The organism is Acidobacteriota bacterium, assembly GCA_030949985.1.
Lineage (GTDB): Bacteria > Acidobacteriota > Polarisedimenticolia > J045 > J045 > JALTMS01.
Genome location: JAUZRX010000023.1, coordinates 32,506 through 50,047, shown reverse-complemented (window position 1 = coordinate 50,047; position 17,542 = coordinate 32,506). Strand labels below are relative to the sequence as shown.

The window sequence follows — 17,542 nt, the reverse complement described above, 5'->3', positions numbered from 1 at the left end:
GCCGGAACGGGTCGCGCACGTCGGGAGTCCATCGGGTATCATCCGCGCCATGCCCGGTGAGCCACATGCCCAGGATCCGGCGGCCGCGCGGGAGCCGGTTTCCCGCAAGGGGGGGAAAGGTGCGCGACGCGGTCGCCGGCTCCTGGTGCGGCTGCTGCTCGCCGGCCTGCTCCTGGCGACCACGGGGGGGGTCCTCGCCCTCTCGACCTGGCTGACCCTCAGCTACAGCGTGCGCCGCCCGGAGGTCACCTTGCCGGAACTCGCCGGCCTCGACGCGGTGCTGGCCGAACAGCGGTTGCGCTCCCTGGGACTCGTGCCGGAAATCAGCGGCCGGCGTTTCGACCCCCAGCAGCCGGCGGGCAATGTTCTCGACCAGTTTCCGCCGCCGGGCTCCCGCACCAAGCCGGGGAGACCCGTCCGACTGATCGTCAGCCTGGGCCCCGAGCGTTCCGAGGTGCCGGATCTGGCCGGCAGCAGCCTGCGGCGGGCGCAACTGGCCCTGCGGGCGGCGGAACTCCGCCTGGAGAACACCGCCAGCGCCTACCACCCCAGCATTCCCCTGGGACGGGTGATCGCCCAGTCACCCCAGGCGGGCAGTACCGGTTATCCCGGCGACGGGGTCAGCCTGCTGGTCAGCGCCGGTCCGCCGCCCGCCAGCGTGGTGATGCCCTCCCTGACGGGATGGAGTGTCGCCGCGGCCCGCCGGCGCCTTGCGGCCGCCGGCATCTCGCGGATCAACGGCCTGCGCGGTGAGCGCGAGGCGGCGGCCGGTGACCGCGTCACCGACCAGGTGCCGCCTCCCGGCAGCCGGCTCGATCCCTCGGCCCGCGTGACCCTGATCGCGGGCCCGGTGGTTCTTGCCGGAGGAGAATCGCGATGATCGAAATCTGTCCTTCGGTGCTTTCAGCGAACTTCCTCCGCCTGGCCGACGAGGTGGAAAAGGTCGCGCGGGCGGGGGCCGACCTGCTGCACGTGGACGTGATGGACGGACACTTCGTGCCCAACCTCACCCTCGGCCCGCCGATCGTCGAGGCTCTGGCCGGCCTGGGGCGTTTGCCGCTCGATGTGCACCTGATGATCGAAGATCCGGATCGCTGGATCGAAACCTACGCCGAGGCAGGTGCGCGCCGCCTGACGGTGCACCAGGAGACCTGTCCCCATCTCCACCGCACACTCGGCCGCATCGCCCAGGCGGGCGTCGAGGCGGGCGTGGCGCTCAACCCGGCCACACCCCTCGGAGCGATCGAGGAGGTCCTCGAGATGGTGGACACGGTGCTGGTGATGTCGGTCAATCCCGGCTTTTCCGGGCAACGCTTCATCGAAGGGGCTGTGGGGCGGGTCGGGACCCTGGCGGCGATGGCCCGCCGGCGGGAAACTTCGCTGCGGATCCAGGTGGACGGAGGCGTGAATGCCGACAACATCGCGGCCCTTGTAGGGGCCGGTGCGCGCAGTTTCGTTGCCGGACAGGCGGTCTTCGGCGCCGACGACCCCGCGGCGGCCGTCGCGGCACTGCGCGCGGCGGGGGAGAATGCGGCGTGAGTGACGAGATCACCGGCTTTCGAGTACGCTATCCCGAGATCGACCGCATGGGCATCGCCCATCATTCCCATTACTTCGTGTGGTTCGAACTGGGCCGCACGGAGTGGATGCGGCGCCGCGGCATGAGTTACCGGCAGCTCGAAGAGCGTGAGGGCGTGTTCTTCCCGCTGGTCGAGGCGCGTTCCCGTTTCCGCGCGCCGGCCCGCTACGACGAAGAACTGCAGGTGATCACCCGACTCGACTCCCTGTCACGGCTGAGAGTGCGTTTCGACTACCGGATCGTCCGTCCGGGGGACGGACGGCTGCTGGCGGAAGGTATGACCGCCCACGTGGCGGCGGATGACCGCGGCCGGCCGCGACGCTTGCCGCCCCATCTTTTCGATCGGTTGCAGCGGGGCGATGGGGCCCCCAGCGAGGATTCCCGACGTGCGTGAACGCTGCTTTTTCCTTCTGCTCAAGCCGGCCGTGCTGATCCTGGCCCTGGTCGCCACCGGGTGCCACCGCGGCGACAAGAAGCTGAGCGACGACAACTACCGCCTGTTCGAGGAGGCCCGGCAGGAGCTTGCCGACCGCAACTACCAGAGCGCGATTCGACGCCTGGGGGACATCGGCCTGATCCGTCCCATCGAGTCGGAACTCGACCCGCAGATCAAGCTGCTGCTGGCCGATGCCTACTTCTTCCAGTCCGGTGTCGTCAACGTGGTCGAGGCCCAGAGTCGCTACGAGCAATTCCTCAGCTTCTACCCGCTCCATCCGCGGGCCGCCTACGCGCGCTACCAGGTGGGCATGTGCCTGTATCTCCAGTCGGAAGACCCGGAGAACGACCAGGAGTTCACCTACCGGGCCCTGCGCCACTTCGAGGCCATGACCCGCGACCTGCCCCCCGACAGCCCCTGGCGCACGGCCGCGACCGTGATGGTGCACAAGTGCCAGGACAAGCTGGCCGCCCACGAATGGCACGTGGCCCAATTCTACCGGCGGCGAGGATATCCCCTGGGAATGATCCATCGCCTGCAACGGCTGGTCGACGGCTACCCCAACTCCCGCTTTCGCGAGCAGGCGTTTTTCGAACTGGCCAAGGGACTCGAAGATCGCGGCGATCTCGAGCAAGCGCGTTTGAACCTCGACCGCCTGCTGGCGGAATACCCCACGGGAAAGTATCGCGGGCAGGCCCTGGCTCTGAAAGACGAAATCATCGCCCGCCTCGCCGAGGGCGAGGAGCAAAGCTCGTGAATCGCCGGATCCGTTCGACGACGATCCTCGCGGTGCGTACAGCGGAACAGGTGGCGGTGGCCGGCGACGGCCAGGTCACCCTGGACCGCACCATCGTCAAGAGCGGCGCGCAGAAGGTCCGGCCACTGGGCGACGGCGGGGTGATCGCCGGCTTCGCAGGGGGGGCGGCCGACGCCTTCACCCTCTTCACCCGTTTCGAGGCGCGCCTCGAGGAGGCGGGCGGGCGCCTGGAGCGGGCGGCGGTGGAACTCGTGCGGGAATGGCGTACCGATCGCATGCTGCGCCGCCTCGAGGCGATGCTCCTCGTCGCCGATACCGAGCGTACGCTGCTCCTTTCCGGCACGGGGGACCTGATCGAACCCGATGGCGCGGTGATGGCCATCGGCTCGGGCGGCAGCGTGGCCCTGGCCGCGGCGCGCGCCCTGGTGGAACATACCGGACTCGAGGCCGAGGCCATCGCCCGCCGGGCCCTGGCCATCGCGGGAGAGATCGACATCTACACCGGCGGCACCATCACTTGTGAAGTGCTGTCACGGGACGAGAAAGGGAAGTGATGGTGTTCTACATGGGCGACCGGCGGCAGGACTCTCCGCTGGGCGCCGGCACGCCGCTCCCCGGGGCCGACAGCCTGACACCGACCCAGGTCGTCGCCGAACTCGATCGCTACATCGTCGGGCAGGCGGCGGCCAAGCGGGCGGTGGCGGTCGCCCTCCGCAATCGCTGGCGGCGACGCCAGCTGCCGCCGGCGCTGGCCGAGGAAGTCCAGCCGAAGAACATCCTGATGATCGGGCCGACAGGAGTCGGCAAGACCGAAATCGCCCGCCGGCTGGCACGGCTGACCGGCTCCCCGTTCATCAAGGTCGAGGCCACCAAGTACACCGAGGTGGGCTACGTGGGCCGCGACTGCGAGTCGATGGTTCGGGACCTGGTGGAGGTGGCGCTGGAGATGGCCCGCAACCGCCATCGCCAGGACATCGGCGCGCGGGTCAGCCGAGCCGTCGAAGATCGCCTGCTCCAGGCCCTGTGCGAGCAGCCTCCCGGGGGCAAGGTGGATCGCATCGAGGCGCGTGAGGCGATCCGGGCCCGGTTGAGAGCCGGCGAGCTGGAGGACGAGACCATCAGCATCGAGGTCGAGGACGCTCCCGGCCCGGCCTTCCGCATCGCCGGGGCTCCGGGCATGGACGAAATCGACATCCGCCTGGGGGAGATGATGCCCGGGATGCTGGGCCGGCGGACCCAGCGCAAGACGATGAAGATCAGCCAGGCCCGCGGAATTCTCACGCGGGAGGAGGAGGAGCGTCATCTCGAACAGGAAGAGCTGAACCAGGAAGCCCTGAGAGCCGTGGAAGACAGTGGCATCATTTTCATCGACGAGCTGGACAAGGTCGCCGTGGGCTCTGCGGGACAGGGGCCGGACGTCAGCCGCCAGGGTGTGCAGCGCGACCTGCTGCCGATCATCGAAGGCACCATCGTGCAAACCAAGCACGGCGCGGTACGCACCGACCATATCCTCTTCATCGCTGCCGGTGCTTTCCACCTCGCCCGGCCTTCCGACCTGATTCCCGAGCTGCAGGGCCGACTGCCGATCCGGGTCGAGCTGGACTCCCTGGGAGAGGACGATTTCCGGCGCATCCTCACCGAGCCGGAGAATTCCCTGGTTCGCCAGTACCGGGCCCTGCTCCAGGTCGACGGCATCGAGCTGGAGATCACCGACGATGCCGTGCGGGAAATCGCCCGCGCCGCCGAAGAGGTCAACCGCAACACCGAGGACATCGGTGCCCGCCGCCTGGCCACGTTGCTCGAACGGATTCTCGAACCGGCGCTCTTCGACGCCCCCGACCAGCGTTCGGGCCGCTGGCGCGTCGATGCCGAGGAAGTCCGGCGCACCATGGAGCGGTTGGGCGGGAGGGACGACTTCGCCCGCTACGTCCTCTGACCATGATGAGGAACCTGCTGCGAGGTGCAGGAGCCCTGGCCGCGGCGGCGGTAGCACTGATCGCCGTCGGCTGCGGACATCGCGGGCCGCCACGCCCCCCCCTGCCGCGCATACCCCGGATGCCCGTGGACGTGGCCTGGGTCCAGCGCGGAGACCAGCTCTGGGTTGCCGGGGAAATCCTGGGCGAGAGTCTCACCGGGCGACGTCTGAAGGCACCCCTGAGGCCGGTGCTTTTCTTCTTCTCCGCTCCCGACCGGAGCCTGGCCATGGGCTGGGACACCCCGTCCCGCGACCGGGAGTTCCTGCGCCTGGCCCGGCGTTTCGACCTCGAAGCCGTGGATCTCCCGGCGGAAGATCAACGCCTGCGCTTCGAGCGCCGTGTGCCGGTGTCCCGCCTGGGCCCGGGGGAGGCGGTGGTGCTGGCCCTGGGGGTGGCGGACCGGCGAGGGGTCTCGCTGCCCTCGAGACGGCGCGTGCTGTTTCCCGCCCGCGAGCCCCTGCCGGTCCTGCGCGGGGTGAGAGTCGAACCCCTCGAAGACGGCGTGGCGCTGTACTGGGAACCCCCGCCGGACCCGCGCGTCGAGGCGGTGCACGTCTACCGGGCGGTGGGAGCCGAGGCGGGAGGCTTCGTACCGTGGAAGAAGGCCGACGCCGGCGAGGGAACCCTCGTGGACCACGAAGCTTCCTACGGCCAGCGGCTGCACTACGCCCTGGCCTCCGCGGCGCGCGGCGGAGAGATCGCGGTGGAATCCCCTCTCTTCCGGCCGCCTGCTCTCGATTACCGGGACACCTTTCCACCCGCCGCCGTGCGGGACGTGGACGCCGTCTCCGAGCGGGGCGGCGTGCGGGTGCTGTGGTTTCCGGGAGGATCGAAGGACGAGGCGCGGGCACGGGTCGAAAGGCAAGCGGAGGGCAGCGAGGCCTGGGAGACCCTGGGCACGGTGGCGGTTCCGGATACCGATTTCGAAGATCGCGGCGTCGAGCCGGGCCGTCGTTACCGGTACCGGGTGATTGCCCTCGACCATTCCGGCAACTCCGCGCCTCCCGCCGGGCCGACCCGGTACGTGACCCCACGGCCCACGGACAAGACCCCATGAAAACGCGGGAATTCGCCAAGTACAGCGCCACCGGCAACGACTTCATCATCCTTGGAAGGGACCAGCTGGCGGGAGAGGATCCTTCCGCGCTGGCCCGCAGCCTCTGTCCACGCCGCCTGGCGGTGGGAGCCGACGGCCTGCTGGTGATCGGTCGAGGTGAAGAGGGGATCGAGGTGCTCTATCGCAACGCCGACGGCTCGCCCGCCGCCTTCTGCGGCAACGGGGCACGCTGCGCGGCGCACTTCGCCTGGTCCCGGGGCCTGGCGGCCGAGCACGACCATCTGCGGTTCGAGACCCTGACCATCGAAGCGGAGATCCTCGAGCGGGGGCGGCGGGTCCGGGTGATCCTGGAGGGGGTGGAACCCGGTCCTCCGGTGCGCGGCATCGATGGTGGCGGACTGGGAATCCTCGAGGGAATGCACATCCAGGCCGGTGTTCCCCACGTGGTCCTGCGTGTTCCGGCGGTGGCCCAGGCCGATCTGGCGACGCTCTTCGAACGTGTCACGGCCGGCGGACAGCCCCTCGACGCCAACCTGACCCTGGTTGAAGTGACCCGCGACGGCCACCTGGGCGTACGCACCTGGGAACGCGGCTGCGGCGAGACCCTGGCCTGCGGGAGCGCCGCCCTGGCGGCGGCCACCTGGGCCCGGGAAACCCTGGGCGAGGCCGGGAGCTGGACGATCCTGCCCCCCTCCGGGATGACCTTGACCGTCCAGCATCGAGGGGAGGGACGCGTCGCCCTGGAGGGGGAAGTGCGGGAGGTGTTCCGGGGACGCATCGGCTGAAGGGCCGTGAAACCCCGGCGGCGTGACGAGCATCGGAAGAAGGACCCCCGGCACCGGGAGCATGCGGCCGGCAAGGAGTTCCGATGGCTCTGAGGAGGAAACGCCCGACGATGAACTGGCGGCGTGCAGCCCTGCTGGCGGCGCTCTTCGTCACCACGGGAGCCTGCGTCCCCGCCGGGGCCACCAGCCCGGCCGGCAGCACACCCGGGCGAGACGAGACGGGAAAAGACATGGGGAAATACAGCAAGCCGAGCGATGCGGAGATCAAGGCCAGGCTGACCGCCGAACAGTACGCGGTGACCCAGGAAGAGGCCACGGAAAGAGCTTTCCACAACGCCTACTGGGACCATCACGAGCCCGGCATCTACGTCGACGTGATTTCCGGGGAGCCACTCTTCAGCTCCCTGGACAAGTTCGATTCCGGCACCGGCTGGCCTTCCTTCACCCGGCCCATCGCGAAGGACGCCGTCGCCCTGAAGGAGGATCGACGCCTCTTCTCGGTGCGGACCGAGGTCCGATCCCGGGTGGCCGACTCGCACCTGGGACATGTCTTCGACGACGGTCCCGCCCCGACGGGTCTGCGTTACTGCGTCAACTCGGCGGCCCTGCGTTTCATTCCCGCCCGACGGCTGGAAGCGGAGGGTTACGGCGAGTTCGCGGCGCTCTTCGCGGCGGGGTCTTCGGCCGCCGCCCCGGAAACGCCTCACGAGGTGGCGACCCTGGCCGGGGGATGTTTCTGGGGCGTCGAGGATCTGCTGCGAAAACTCGACGGCGTGATCACCACGGAAGTCGGCTACACCGGGGGAGAGTTCGAAAATCCCCGCTACGAGGACGTCAAGAGCGGCACGACAGGCCACGCCGAGGCCGTGCAGGTGGTCTTCGACCCTTCACGGATCCGCTACGAGGAGATCCTGCGTTATTTTTTCCGCCTCCACGATCCGACCACCCCCAACCGCCAGGGCAACGATCGGGGCAGCCAGTACCGCTCGGCGATCTTCGTCCACGATGAAGCGCAACGGCGAACGGCCGAGAAAGTACGGGCCGAGGTGGAGGCCTCGGGGAAATGGCCCGCTCCCGTGGTGACCGAAATCGTCCCCGCGGGGCCGTTCTATCCCGCGGAGGCCTATCACCAGGACTACCTGGTGAAGCATCCCGGCGGCTACACCTGCCACTACCTGCGCGACTGAGCCGAACTCCCCGTTTGGGCTCAGCCCGGTTGCCCCTGTTCCGCGCCGAGAGTCTTGGGGTCGCCCGCGCCCAGGACGTCCACGACCGCCTGCCGGAAATAGGCATCCTTGTCGGCCAGGTCCGGGCTGATGCGCTGGGCGTACATCTGGCGGGCCTGGGAGATCTCGTCACCGAGGCGCTCGAGCAGGTCGCAGGACTGGCGACCGGCCTCGACCCGGTCGGCGTTGTACAGGCAGATCTCTTCCATCAGCAGCCGTGCGAACCGGCGGGCGTCTTCCACTTCGGGGGATTCGCCGTCGCCGGTCGGCTCCACCACGCCGCCGGAGACCTCCGCCTCGGGAGCGGCGGCCGGGGCCGGTTCGACGGGGGCGGAAGCACCGGGGGCAGCCGGAGCGGAGACGGCGCTCGGCACGGGCCCCGTGGTTTCCACCGCCTGACCGGTGGAGCGGGCCAGCGCCTTGGCCAGCGCCAGGCGTTCGACCACCAGCCCCGTGGTGGTGGCCAGCATCTCGAGGCCGGCGGGATCCCAGTCGGTATCCCGGTCGGGGCGCTCGGCATGGAACAGGCCGACGACCCTGTCCTGAACGCGGATCGGCACGAGCAGAGCTTCGACCGGGGTCTGCTCGCCCAGCGTCGGCGGCGGGAAGCCGCTGTCCTCACCGCAGAGCACCCGCTCGCCTTCGAGGGCCGCGGCGATGGCACTCTGCTGGAGGTCGACCTGCCGGCCGGCCAGGGCCTCCCCCTCGGGAAAACCAACGCTGTTCCAGACCCGGCCGGCAGCCGGGTCGACCACGATGACGGCGGCCCGGGCACCGAGGCTCTCGGCGCCGGCGAGCAGCGCCCGCAGCGCGTCGACCTGCCCCGTGGCGGCCGCGATGCTCGCCGCGTACCGAGGCAGTTCTCGAGGGGTCTGCTCACGGGGAGCCGGCACCTGGCACTCCACATCGAGGGACGCCAGGCGGCTGCGCAACTCGGTGGCCGCACTTTCGACCTGCTCGCCCAGCATGGCGCTGAGCGCCTGCACCACTTCGTCGATCCGGGCAGGGGGGATAGGTCTGGATACGGTGGTCACCTCGGACATGCACGCTCCTCCCGCTAGCTCGAAGGCCCCATCGGCCGGTTCTATGTTCCCACAAATGCGGAAGGCTGTCTGCCCACCGCGAAGGGTAGAATACCTCATGCGCTTGCAACGAACCGTCGCGCGGGAGGTGGAGCTGGCGGGTGTGGGCTTGCACCGCGGTGTGAGCACGCGACTGCGGATCGCCCCCGCCCCCCCGGACACCGGCCTGGTCTTCGTCCGCGACGACCTGGGCGGCCTCGAGATTCCGGCTCTCCAGCAGTACCGGGTGCCGATGGTCAACGCCTCGCGGCTGCGACGGGGAGAGGCCACGGTGGAGACCCCCGAGCACCTGCTCGCGGCCCTCTTCTGCCTGGGGATCGACAATGCGCGGCTGCACATGGACAGCGGTGAGGTGCCGATACTCGACGGCTCGTCCCTGCCTTTCGCCTGGGCGCTCGTGGGCGCGGGCCTGAAGGAGCAGGACGTTTCCCGGCCGACCCTGGTGATCCACAGCTCGTTGAGCATCGAGGAAGAAGACCGGGGACTCGAAATTCACCCCGGGCGGGGCCTGCAGCTGACGGCGGCCATCGATTTCGAACACCGGCACCTGGGATACCAGGAACTGACCGTGCGTCTCGATCAGCAGGCGGACTTCCTGGCCAAGCTGGCTCCGGCCCGGACCTTCGCCCTGCGACGGGACATCGAGCGGCTGCAAGAGGCGGGACTGATCCGCGGCGGTTCGCTGGACAACGCGATCCTCGTCGACGAGGACGGCATCCAGGGCGGCGCGCTGCGCTTTCCCGACGAATTCGTCCGGCACAAGGTGCTGGACCTGGTGGGCGACCTGGCTCTGCTCGGCTGTTCCCTCGAAGGGCGCATCGTGGCCTGGAGGGCCGGACACGGACTCCATGGCCGCCTGGTGGATGCCATCCTGACCCATCGCCATTGCTGGTCGATGGCGGCCGATGCCCCGATGGCGACCCCGCCCTCCAGTCCCGCGCCTCCCGGTGACGAGTCCCGTTGAACCGTGAGCGGATTCCGGCTGCGCACCGAAAGGCTCAAGCTGGTCGCCATCGCGCTGCTGCTGGTGCTGGCCAGCGTGCTCTACTTCGTCATTCAGCGGGGAAAGGTGGGAGATCTCCGCCTGGCGACGGACAAGACTCTCCTGGTGGGGCTGGCCGCCACTCTGGTGCTGCTGACCATTTCCCTGCTCTGGGTCCTGATCGGGCACCTCGCCCGCACCCTGGCCCAGCGGCGGGAGGGCGCGTTCGGCTCACGCTTGCGCGCGCGGGTGGTCTTCGCCTTCCTGGCCCTGGTTCTCGCCCCCTCGCTCTTCCTCTTCGCCGGGGCGGTCTCCATCGTCTCACGCACCCTCCGCGCGGTGGCCACTCCGGAACTGGAACAGACCCTGCGGGACGCGGGCACCGTGGCGGAAGCCGTCTTCGGCTCGGCCCGCCGACGGGCGGCCCACGCCACGGGCCAGCTGGCCCGGGGGCTTGCCGGCGCCGAGACCGAGGCGATCCGGGCGAAGCTCGAAGCGGCCCTCTACGGCTTCGATCTGCAGGCGGTCGGCTACGTCCCGCCGGAAGGAGAGCCGCTTTGCCTGACCCGCCTGGGTTCTTCCGAACGTTCGGCCGGTCCCGACGAACTCTGCCACCTGCCTGCCGGGCTGATGGAGCGGGCGCGCCGCGAGGGCCGGATGAGTCACGCCGAGGGGAGCCTGGCCACCTTCGGATGGCGAGCGGTGGCCCTCGCGCCCCTCGACGGGGCGCGAGGCCGGGGAGCGCTGGTCTGGGCCCAGATCTACGTCCCGGATCGACTGGCCGTCCGGCTCGAACGCCTCCAGCGCACCGAGCAGAGGGTGGTGGATTTCCGCCGCACCCGCCCGGCCATGCAACGGCTCTACGTGGCTCTCTTCGCGCTTCTCGCCCTGCTGGTGGTTTTTGCCGGTGTCTGGACCGGCCTCCACCTGGCGCGAGAAATCACCGATCCGATTCTGGAGCTGGCGCGGGGTACCGAGGCCCTGGCGGGAGGCGACCTGGACTACCGGGTCGATGAAGCGGGAGACGACGAAATCGCGCAACTCGCAGCCTCGTTCAACCGCATGGCCGAGGAGATCCAGCGACACCGGTGGGATCTGCAGGCCCGTCGCCGCTACATCGAGGCCCTGCTCGAAGCGGTGCCCGTGGGTGTGTTGAGCCTGGACGCCTCCGGGGCCATCCGCACCGCCAACCGTCGGGCGCTGGAGGTGCTGCGCGTCGAGTCGCTGGTCGTGGGGCGCCCGCTGCACGAGGTGCTCGACCGGGGGCGGGCCGGCGTCGCGGCGAGCCTCGAGCCCCTGGTCCGCGGCGAGCGCGAACTGCTGGCCGAGGAAGTCGCCATCACCGTCGAGGAGGGGGTGGTCAGTGTCCAGCTCCGCGGCCAGCGCCTGCCTCTGGCGGAGGGCGGGGAAGGCTTGCTGGTGGTGCTCGAGGACCTGACCGATCTGCGCCGGGCGGAACGGCTGGCCGCGTGGGGGGAAGTGGCGCGCCGCGTGGCCCACGAGATCAAGAATCCCCTGACACCGATCCGCCTGGCGGCGGAGAGGATGCTCCGGCACTACAGGAAAGATCCGGCCCGTGCGGGCGCCGTGGTGGAGAAGGGGGTGGCGACCATCGTGCGCGAGGTGGAGAGCCTCAAGGCGCTGATCGACGAGTTCTCCCGTTTTTCCCGCCTGCCGCGCCTGCGCATGCAGCCGGGGGACCTCGGCGCGGTGGTGCGCGAGGGCGTGGAACTCTACCAGGGCCCCCATCCCGGCGTGAAGATTCTCGTCGAGGTGGAAGAGAAGCTGCCGCCTCACCGTCTCGACGAACAGGCCATGCGACGTTGCCTGATCAACCTGATCGAGAACGCCATCGCGGCGGTGGGCCGACAGGGCACGGTCGTGGTACGGGCCCGCAGCGTGCCGGCCCACCAGGCGGTGGCACTGGAAGTCGAGGACGACGGCGTCGGCCTGTCCGAAGAAGATCGGGACAAGCTCTTCCTGCCCTCCTTTACCCGGCGGCCGGGGGGCACCGGGCTGGGGCTCGCCATCGTCCACCGGATCGTCAGCGAACACGGGGGTACGATACGCGCCGAAAGCGCGGAGCCCCGGGGTACGCGGATGGTGATCGAACTGCCGGCGGGTCCGACGACGGAGCGGGAGACCAACCATGACGGCTGAGCAGCGGCGGAAGGCCAGGATTCTCGTCATCGACGACGAAGCCCCGGTGAGGGAAGCCCTGGGGGAGATCCTGGAAGACGAAGGATACGAGGTGATCACCGCCGCCAGCGGCGAGGATGGCGTATCGCGGGCGCTGGCCGAGCATCCGGACGTGATCTTCCTCGACATCTGGCTGCCGGGTATCGACGGTCTCGAGGCCTTGCGCATGCTGCGCGAACGGGGCGCCACCGCACCGGTGATCATGATTTCCGGCCATGGCACCATCGAAACCGCGGTCAAGGCCACCAAGCTCGGCGCCTACGACTTCGTCGAGAAACCGGTTTCTCTCGAGCGTGTGCTGCTGGTCGCTTCGCACGCCCTGCGGCATGTCCGTCTCGAGCGCCGCAACCGGGCCCTGCGGGCCGAGTTGCGCCGGGAAGCCGAATTTCTCGGGCGCTCGGAGGCGGTGGAGGCGCTGCGTCTCGAACTGGCGGCGGCGGCGGACGCCGGATGCGTCCTGCTCTACGGTGAAAAGGGCAGCGGTCGCCGACTGGCCGCCCGCTGGTTGTCCCTGCACGGCCTGCGGCCGGACGGCCCCTTTCTCGATGTGCAGGCCTCGGCGTTCTCCCGGGAGCGGCTGATCGCCACCCTCTACGGCCAGGCCCACCACTACGACGATCCCGGGCACATCGCCCTGGCGGACGAGGGGACCCTCTACCTCGAGAACGCGGACGATCTGCCTCCCTCGGTGCAGGCCTCGCTGAGCGCGGGCTGTCGGGAGGGCAGCTATCCGGTGCCGGGCCAGCGACGCCGGGTCCGCTCGGGCGCCCGACTGGTCGTGGCTCTGCTGGAAGATCCCAACACGCTGCTCGACAAGGGGCGGCTGGGCGAAACCTTTCTCGCCAGCTTCCCCCACGTGATCGAGATCCCACCCCTGCGCCGACGTCGCGAGGACATTCCCGAACTGGCCGAACGCTTTCTGCGGGAAATCTGCCGCGAATATGCCCGCGAGGAGCTTCGCCTGTCGCCCTCGGCCCTCGAGGCGATGCTGGCCTACTCCTGGCCGGGCAATGTTCGCGAACTCAAGCGCGCCCTCGAGCGGGTCGTGCTGCTCGCCGAAGGGCCGTCCTTCACCGCGGCGGACCTCCCCCGAGGCGTCACCGGCGCTTCCGGGGAGGGGGAGGGGGTCGAGGCCACCCTGCGGCGTTTCGAGCGCAACTGGCTGCGACGCCACCTGGCCGAGGCCGATGGCGACCTGGGGCGCACGGCGGCCCGGCTGGGGATCAGCAGGGAGGAACTCGAGGGCCGGCTGCAGCAGCTCGGTATCCAGGCCCAAAGAGGGGAAGAGCCGCCAAGCTGACCGCAGCGGAGCGGGGGCCCCGTGTCATCCCCCGGAGATGGCCTCGAGGCCTCCCATCGGGCCGTCGTCCCCCCGCCCGGCGTCCGGGGCGAGGAAACTCGAGATGAGCCGGCCGAAGCGATCGATCTCGATCAGGAAAGCGTCGTGACCATAGACCGAATCGAGGCGGACGAAGCGGCACTCGCGTCCCCATTCCCGCAGGATGCGGGCGACTTCCTCCTGCTGCCCGACGGGAAAGAGCAGATCCGTGGTGACACCGATCAGCAGGCAGGGGCAGGCGATGCGGCCCACGCCCTCCTCGTAGGAAGGGCAGCCGTCACCCAGGTCGAAATCGTCCATCGCCTTGGAGAGATACAGGTAGGAATTGGCGTCGAAGCGATCGACGAAACGGTCGCCCTGGTGGACCAGGTAGGACTCCACCTCGTAATCCACCGCGAAGGGGTCCGCACTTCCCGCTGGGCGCGGACGGCGCTCGCGGGCAAAGCGCCGATCCCATTCCGGGCCCGAGCGGTAGGTGATCGTGCCGATCTGCCGGGCCAGGTGCAGACCCGAGCGGGGACCGGGCCCCGGGTAGTAGCGCCCTCCCCGCCACGCCGGATCCCTGATGACGGCCTGGCGCTGGGTGAAGCGCAGGGAGATGGAAAGGGGATAGGAGCGGCCCGGGGCCGAGATGGCGATCATCCGGCGGACCTTGGCCGGGAAGGCCGCCGCCAGGGCCATCGCCTGCATGCCGCCCATGGAGGCTCCGATGACCGCCTGCAACCTGTCGATGCCCAGGGCGGTGAGCAGCCGCGCTTGGGCCTCGACCATGTCCCAGATGGTGATCAGGGGAAAGTCGGTGGCCCAGGGGCGACCCGTGGCAGGATGCGGCGACGAGGGGCCGGTGCTGCCGAAGCAACCGCCGAGCACATTGCTGCAAATGACGAAGTAGCGGTCGGTGTCGATGGCCTTGCCGGGGCCGATCATCGGCTCCCACCATCCCGGCTCGGGGTGGGACGGGGTGGAAGCCGCGTGGGACGATGCCGACAGGCCGCAGCAAAGCAGCAAGGCATTGTCGGCGGAGGGGGTCAGCCGCCCCCAGGTCTCGTAGACCAGTTCGAAGGCCGCAAGCCGCCCGCCCAACCGCAAATCCAGGCCCTCGGGGGAGCGGAAGACCTTGCTACCGGGAGGCCCCATGGCGAGCGCTCCGCCCTGCCGCGCCGGACCTCAGAACCGATACCCGAACCGCAGGGTGGGGGAGACGTAGGTCCGGGCGGTGGAGAGAATCTCGTTGGGATCCTTCGGCTTGACACGCCGGAGGGAAAACAGGAAACGCAGGCTCCAGTGGTCTCCAAGGGCCCAGCGGGCGCCCGCTCCGATCTCGTACCAGAGGGAGATGTCAGTGTCGGCGATCTCGAAGATGGGGTCCGCGGGCGGCGTGTAGTCGAGTTTGCCCTGGCCGGCGGAGACGACCCCCAGAACCTGGAAATCCGGTTCACCGGAAAACACGAAAATGCCGGATATGCCGTAGAGGGTCATCTTGACATCACCCTGACAGCGGACGAAGCCTTCGGGGATGGCTTTCGCGGGGGTGACGGGACCGCAGGAGAAGTCGTTGACATCGGAGGTCGTGCTCAGGCTGTCATAGACCAGGCCGAGGGAGAACCGCGGTGAAAAGCGGTAGCCCACCTCCAGGCCGTAGGTCGTGCCCTGCTCGACTTCGAAGAGGCGGGAGTTCAGCGCGTAGCCGATGCCCGCGTTGATCTCGAGCCCGGTGCCTTCCTGGGCCCCTGCCGCCGCCCAGGTTCCCAGCACCGCCAGAATGACCATCAGCCAGACCTTGGATCTACCAGTCATGCCCCATACTCCTTGGCCCGCACCCTTGACTCGGGCCGCGGCAGTTCCCGGATCCCCGGGAGTCGAAGACGCGGCATTCTCCACGAAAGGCGTCCCCTCGGCAACCGCCGGGCCGGGGGGCGCCCCCGGCCCGGCTCCGTCGGGATGCCCTCCTTTCCCGGAAGGAGCCGGGGTGTCTCACCTCGGGCCGTCTCGGCAGACCCGCTTTTGCGGGCCCCGGCGGGACTCGACCCCGCCGCTGCACCGTGGCTAGCGCTCCGTGCCGTCTTCCAGGTCGTAGAGGGCTGAGAGTTCCCCGGTCAGGTAGGACTCGGCCTCGTCCACGCTGTCGCAGATACGGAACAGGGAGAGGTCCTCCGCATCGATCACCCCCCACCGGGTGAGCAGATCCCAGTCGATCACCTTCTCCCAGAACTCCCGCCCGAAGAGGACGACCCGCCGGGGGCGGCTGGCCTTGCCGGTCTGCACCAGGGTGAGAAGCTCGAAGAGTTCATCCATGGTGCCGAATCCGCCGGGGAAGACCACCAGGGCTCGAGCCAGGTAGACGAACCAGAACTTGCGCATGAAGAAATAGTGGAATTCGAAGCCCAGCTCCCTCGAAACAAAGGGGTTGATGCCCTGCTCGAAGGGCAGGCTGATACCCAGCCCGACGCTCAGCCCGCGAGCGCGGGACGCACCCTTGTTGGCTGCTTCCATGATTCCCGGACCGCCCCCCGAGCAGACGATGAAGCGCCGACGGGTCTTGTGCAGTCCCTTGGACCACAGTGTCAGGCGATAGGCCAGTTCTTCGGCGGCCTCGTAGTAGCGGTCGAGGGGCCGGGGGGGGGCGCCGTCCGGGGGCTGCCGGGCCCGGGCCGAGCCGAAGAAGACGATCGTGTCGTCCACGTTGAAGCGTTCGAAGCGGGCCTCGGGCTCGAGGTATTCGGCGAGCAGCCTGAGGGTGCGTGCGGGGGCGCTGCTGAGAAAGTCCAGGTTCCGGTAGGCCTTGACCGGTCCCTCGTGGTCGTTGCGGCTCATCGCTGTCTCCGGGAAGAATGGGCCGAAGGTATCCTGATGCGCGCGGTCGGAGCAAGCCGGGGCGCGGAGGGCCCGGAACGAGAAGGGAGCCGAGGGGTGAACCAGAAGCCTGCCACACCACCGGTCGCGTGGATCGAGACGACGGCCTCTCTCGAGGCCCTCGCGCCGCGCTGGAAGGCCGCCCGGCGCCTGGCGGTGGATACGGAAGCCAACGGATTTCACGCCTATCGGCCCCGGACCTGCCTGATCCAGGTGGCCTGGGAGGAGGCCGGCGGGGCCCGATGCGTGCTGGTCGACCCCCTCGCTCTGGGCGGGCGCCTGGGCCCGCTGGCCGAGCGTCTCGAGGATCCCGGCCAGGAGAAGATTCTCCACGGGGCGGACAACGACGTGCGTTTGTTGGCCCGGGACTGCGATGTGAGCCTGAGAGGGCTGGTGGACACCCAGATCTGCGCCCGGCTGGCCGGCTTCGCCCGCACGGGGCTGGTGCCCCTGGCCGCCGCATTGCTGGACGCGCGGTTGAGCAAGGCCGGCCAACGGCTGGACTGGGCCCGAAGACCCCTCGACCGGCGGGCGATGGACTACGCCGCTTCCGACGCGATGCTGTTGCTTCCCCTGCGGGAAGCCCTGGTCAGCCGACTCCGGGCCATGGGACGCTGGGCATGGGCCGAGGAGGAATGCCGGCTGCTGGAGAAGGTGCGAATGGGGCCGGAGAAGCCCGTCGACCCCTACCAGCTCGCCTCGCGCTTGAAGGGGGCGGGGGCGCTCGACGGCCAGGCGCGGCGTGTCCTGCTGGCGCTGGTCGCCTGGCGCGAGGAGCAGGCCCGGGCCATCGACCGTCCGGCCCATTTCCTGGTCGAGCCCCGCACCCTGCTGAACCTGGCCCGGCAGCGCCCCCGGTCCTTCGAAGCCCTGTCCCGGGCCGGACTGCCGCCCCAGGCCTGCCGCCGCTGGGGGTCTCGCCTGCTCGAGTTGATCCGCGACCCGCCCCCTCCGCCCCCGCGCCTTCCCCGGCCCGCCCGCGCCCCGCGCCCCGAGATACCCGCCCCCAGGCTCGAGGCGCTCAAGGCGCTGCGCCGACGCAAGGCCGAAGAGCTGGGGCTCGAGGAGGGCACGGTCCTTCCCACGGCCGTCCTGCGGGAGGTCGCACGGGAGCCGGCCGGGAGCCCGGCGGATTTGCTCGCCCGCGGCATGCGGCAGTGGCAGGTGGGGGTGCTCGGGAAAGCGATCCTGGCCCTGGGGGACGACCTTTCCGGAACCTGACTCTGATATCCTGTGCCCGCCGGGTGGTGCGCGCCTCGGCGGGCACTGGA

17 protein-coding genes are annotated in these 17,542 nt (G+C 69.6%); 13 read left to right on the top strand and 4 right to left on the bottom strand.

Annotated features, from left to right (window positions below):
* Window positions 1–49 precede the first annotated feature (49 nt).
* The 9 genes from Q9Q40_06010 (at window position 50) to Q9Q40_05970 (ending at window position 7,777) form a co-directional block, all read left to right on the top strand.
* Window positions 50–880 carry a PASTA domain-containing protein gene (locus Q9Q40_06010; GenBank protein ID MDQ7006767.1) on the top strand — a complete coding sequence of 277 codons (831 nt, stop codon included), beginning with the start codon at window positions 50–52 and terminating at the stop codon, window positions 878–880.
* Window positions 877–1,539 (top strand): ribulose-phosphate 3-epimerase, encoded by a 663-nt coding sequence (gene rpe / locus Q9Q40_06005; protein ID MDQ7006766.1) that lies wholly within the window; start codon window positions 877–879, stop codon window positions 1,537–1,539. Before Q9Q40_06010 ends, rpe begins: the two co-directional genes overlap by 4 nt.
* Complete coding sequence (locus Q9Q40_06000) at window positions 1,536–1,973, top strand: thioesterase family protein (GenBank protein MDQ7006765.1); 438 nt, start codon at window positions 1,536–1,538, stop codon at window positions 1,971–1,973. Before rpe ends, Q9Q40_06000 begins: the two co-directional genes overlap by 4 nt.
* Window positions 1,966–2,772: an outer membrane protein assembly factor BamD gene (gene bamD, locus Q9Q40_05995; GenBank protein MDQ7006764.1), complete on the top strand. Its 807-nt coding sequence runs from the start codon at window positions 1,966–1,968 to the stop codon at window positions 2,770–2,772. Before Q9Q40_06000 ends, bamD begins: the two co-directional genes overlap by 8 nt.
* On the top strand, window positions 2,769–3,326 hold the full coding sequence (gene hslV / locus Q9Q40_05990; protein ID MDQ7006763.1) for an ATP-dependent protease subunit HslV: 558 nt from the start codon (window positions 2,769–2,771) through the stop codon (window positions 3,324–3,326). The genes bamD and hslV overlap by 4 nt, the downstream gene beginning before the upstream one ends.
* On the top strand, window positions 3,326–4,708 hold the full coding sequence (gene hslU / locus Q9Q40_05985; protein MDQ7006762.1) for an ATP-dependent protease ATPase subunit HslU: 1,383 nt from the start codon (window positions 3,326–3,328) through the stop codon (window positions 4,706–4,708). The genes hslV and hslU overlap by 1 nt, the downstream gene beginning before the upstream one ends.
* Before the next feature lie 2 nt (window positions 4,709–4,710).
* Window positions 4,711–5,805 carry a fibronectin type III domain-containing protein gene (locus tag Q9Q40_05980; protein MDQ7006761.1) on the top strand — a complete coding sequence of 365 codons (1,095 nt, stop codon included), beginning with the start codon at window positions 4,711–4,713 and terminating at the stop codon, window positions 5,803–5,805.
* Window positions 5,802–6,590: a diaminopimelate epimerase gene (gene dapF / locus Q9Q40_05975; protein ID MDQ7006760.1), complete on the top strand. Its 789-nt coding sequence runs from the start codon at window positions 5,802–5,804 to the stop codon at window positions 6,588–6,590. The genes Q9Q40_05980 and dapF overlap by 4 nt, the downstream gene beginning before the upstream one ends.
* Window positions 6,591–6,820: 230 nt before the next feature.
* Entirely contained in the window at window positions 6,821–7,777 is a 957-nt protein-coding gene (locus tag Q9Q40_05970) for a bifunctional methionine sulfoxide reductase B/A protein (protein ID MDQ7006759.1), read from the top strand.
* A 20-nt stretch (window positions 7,778–7,797) separates the two neighbouring features.
* Here Q9Q40_05970 and Q9Q40_05965 read toward each other — a convergent pair whose 3' ends face one another.
* Window positions 7,798–8,859: a hypothetical protein gene (locus Q9Q40_05965; protein MDQ7006758.1), complete on the bottom strand. Its 1,062-nt coding sequence runs from the start codon at window positions 8,857–8,859 to the stop codon at window positions 7,798–7,800.
* Window positions 8,860–8,956: 97 nt separating this feature from the next.
* Here Q9Q40_05965 and lpxC point away from each other — a divergent pair, with 97 nt between their 5' ends.
* Genes lpxC through Q9Q40_05950 form a run of 3 tightly spaced genes read left to right on the top strand, consistent with a single transcriptional unit; the run spans window position 8,957 to window position 13,379 of the window.
* Entirely contained in the window at window positions 8,957–9,862 is a 906-nt protein-coding gene (gene lpxC / locus Q9Q40_05960) for a UDP-3-O-acyl-N-acetylglucosamine deacetylase (GenBank protein ID MDQ7006757.1), read from the top strand.
* A 3-nt stretch (window positions 9,863–9,865) separates the two neighbouring features.
* Complete coding sequence (locus tag Q9Q40_05955) at window positions 9,866–12,040, top strand: ATP-binding protein (GenBank protein MDQ7006756.1); 2,175 nt, start codon at window positions 9,866–9,868, stop codon at window positions 12,038–12,040.
* Window positions 12,030–13,379 carry a sigma-54 dependent transcriptional regulator gene (locus tag Q9Q40_05950; GenBank protein MDQ7006755.1) on the top strand — a complete coding sequence of 450 codons (1,350 nt, stop codon included), beginning with the start codon at window positions 12,030–12,032 and terminating at the stop codon, window positions 13,377–13,379. The genes Q9Q40_05955 and Q9Q40_05950 overlap by 11 nt, the downstream gene beginning before the upstream one ends.
* 24 nt (window positions 13,380–13,403) lie before the next feature.
* Here the strand turns inward: Q9Q40_05950 and Q9Q40_05945 are convergent, their stop codons facing one another.
* From Q9Q40_05945 to Q9Q40_05935, 3 genes are all read right to left on the bottom strand, one after another.
* Window positions 13,404–14,555: a homoserine O-acetyltransferase gene (locus Q9Q40_05945; GenBank protein MDQ7006754.1), complete on the bottom strand. Its 1,152-nt coding sequence runs from the start codon at window positions 14,553–14,555 to the stop codon at window positions 13,404–13,406.
* A 30-nt stretch (window positions 14,556–14,585) separates the two neighbouring features.
* Window positions 14,586–15,215 carry an outer membrane beta-barrel protein gene (locus Q9Q40_05940; protein MDQ7006753.1) on the bottom strand — a complete coding sequence of 210 codons (630 nt, stop codon included), beginning with the start codon at window positions 15,213–15,215 and terminating at the stop codon, window positions 14,586–14,588.
* 249 nt (window positions 15,216–15,464) lie between these two features.
* Window positions 15,465–16,232: an LOG family protein gene (locus Q9Q40_05935; protein ID MDQ7006752.1), complete on the bottom strand. Its 768-nt coding sequence runs from the start codon at window positions 16,230–16,232 to the stop codon at window positions 15,465–15,467.
* A gap of 96 nt (window positions 16,233–16,328) precedes the next feature.
* Between Q9Q40_05935 and Q9Q40_05930 the strand changes: the two genes are divergently transcribed.
* The gene (locus Q9Q40_05930; protein MDQ7006751.1) at window positions 16,329–17,492 is read left to right on the top strand and encodes an HRDC domain-containing protein; all 1,164 of its coding nucleotides are present in this window, start codon (window positions 16,329–16,331) and stop codon (window positions 17,490–17,492) included.
* Window positions 17,493–17,542: the final 50 nt, after the last annotated feature.

Excerpts from the sequence above, each read along its gene's own strand:
- Q9Q40_06010 (MDQ7006767.1), top strand. The coding sequence starts at position 50 with ATGCCCGGTGAGCCACATGCCCAGGATCCGGCGGCCGCGCGGGAGCCG.
- rpe (MDQ7006766.1), top strand. The coding sequence starts at position 877 with ATGATCGAAATCTGTCCTTCGGTGCTTTCAGCGAACTTCCTCCGCCTG.
- hslU (MDQ7006762.1), top strand. The coding sequence starts at position 3,326 with ATGGTGTTCTACATGGGCGACCGGCGGCAGGACTCTCCGCTGGGCGCC.
- Q9Q40_05980 (MDQ7006761.1), top strand. The coding sequence starts at position 4,711 with ATGATGAGGAACCTGCTGCGAGGTGCAGGAGCCCTGGCCGCGGCGGCG.
- dapF (MDQ7006760.1), top strand. The coding sequence starts at position 5,802 with ATGAAAACGCGGGAATTCGCCAAGTACAGCGCCACCGGCAACGACTTC.
- Q9Q40_05970 (MDQ7006759.1), top strand. The coding sequence starts at position 6,821 with ATGGGGAAATACAGCAAGCCGAGCGATGCGGAGATCAAGGCCAGGCTG.
- Q9Q40_05965 (MDQ7006758.1), bottom strand. The coding sequence starts at position 8,859 with ATGTCCGAGGTGACCACCGTATCCAGACCTATCCCCCCTGCCCGGATC.
- lpxC (MDQ7006757.1), top strand. The coding sequence starts at position 8,957 with ATGCGCTTGCAACGAACCGTCGCGCGGGAGGTGGAGCTGGCGGGTGTG.
- Q9Q40_05950 (MDQ7006755.1), top strand. The coding sequence starts at position 12,030 with ATGACGGCTGAGCAGCGGCGGAAGGCCAGGATTCTCGTCATCGACGAC.
- Q9Q40_05945 (MDQ7006754.1), bottom strand. The coding sequence starts at position 14,555 with ATGGGGCCTCCCGGTAGCAAGGTCTTCCGCTCCCCCGAGGGCCTGGAT.
- Q9Q40_05940 (MDQ7006753.1), bottom strand. The coding sequence starts at position 15,215 with ATGACTGGTAGATCCAAGGTCTGGCTGATGGTCATTCTGGCGGTGCTG.
- Q9Q40_05935 (MDQ7006752.1), bottom strand. The coding sequence starts at position 16,232 with ATGAGCCGCAACGACCACGAGGGACCGGTCAAGGCCTACCGGAACCTG.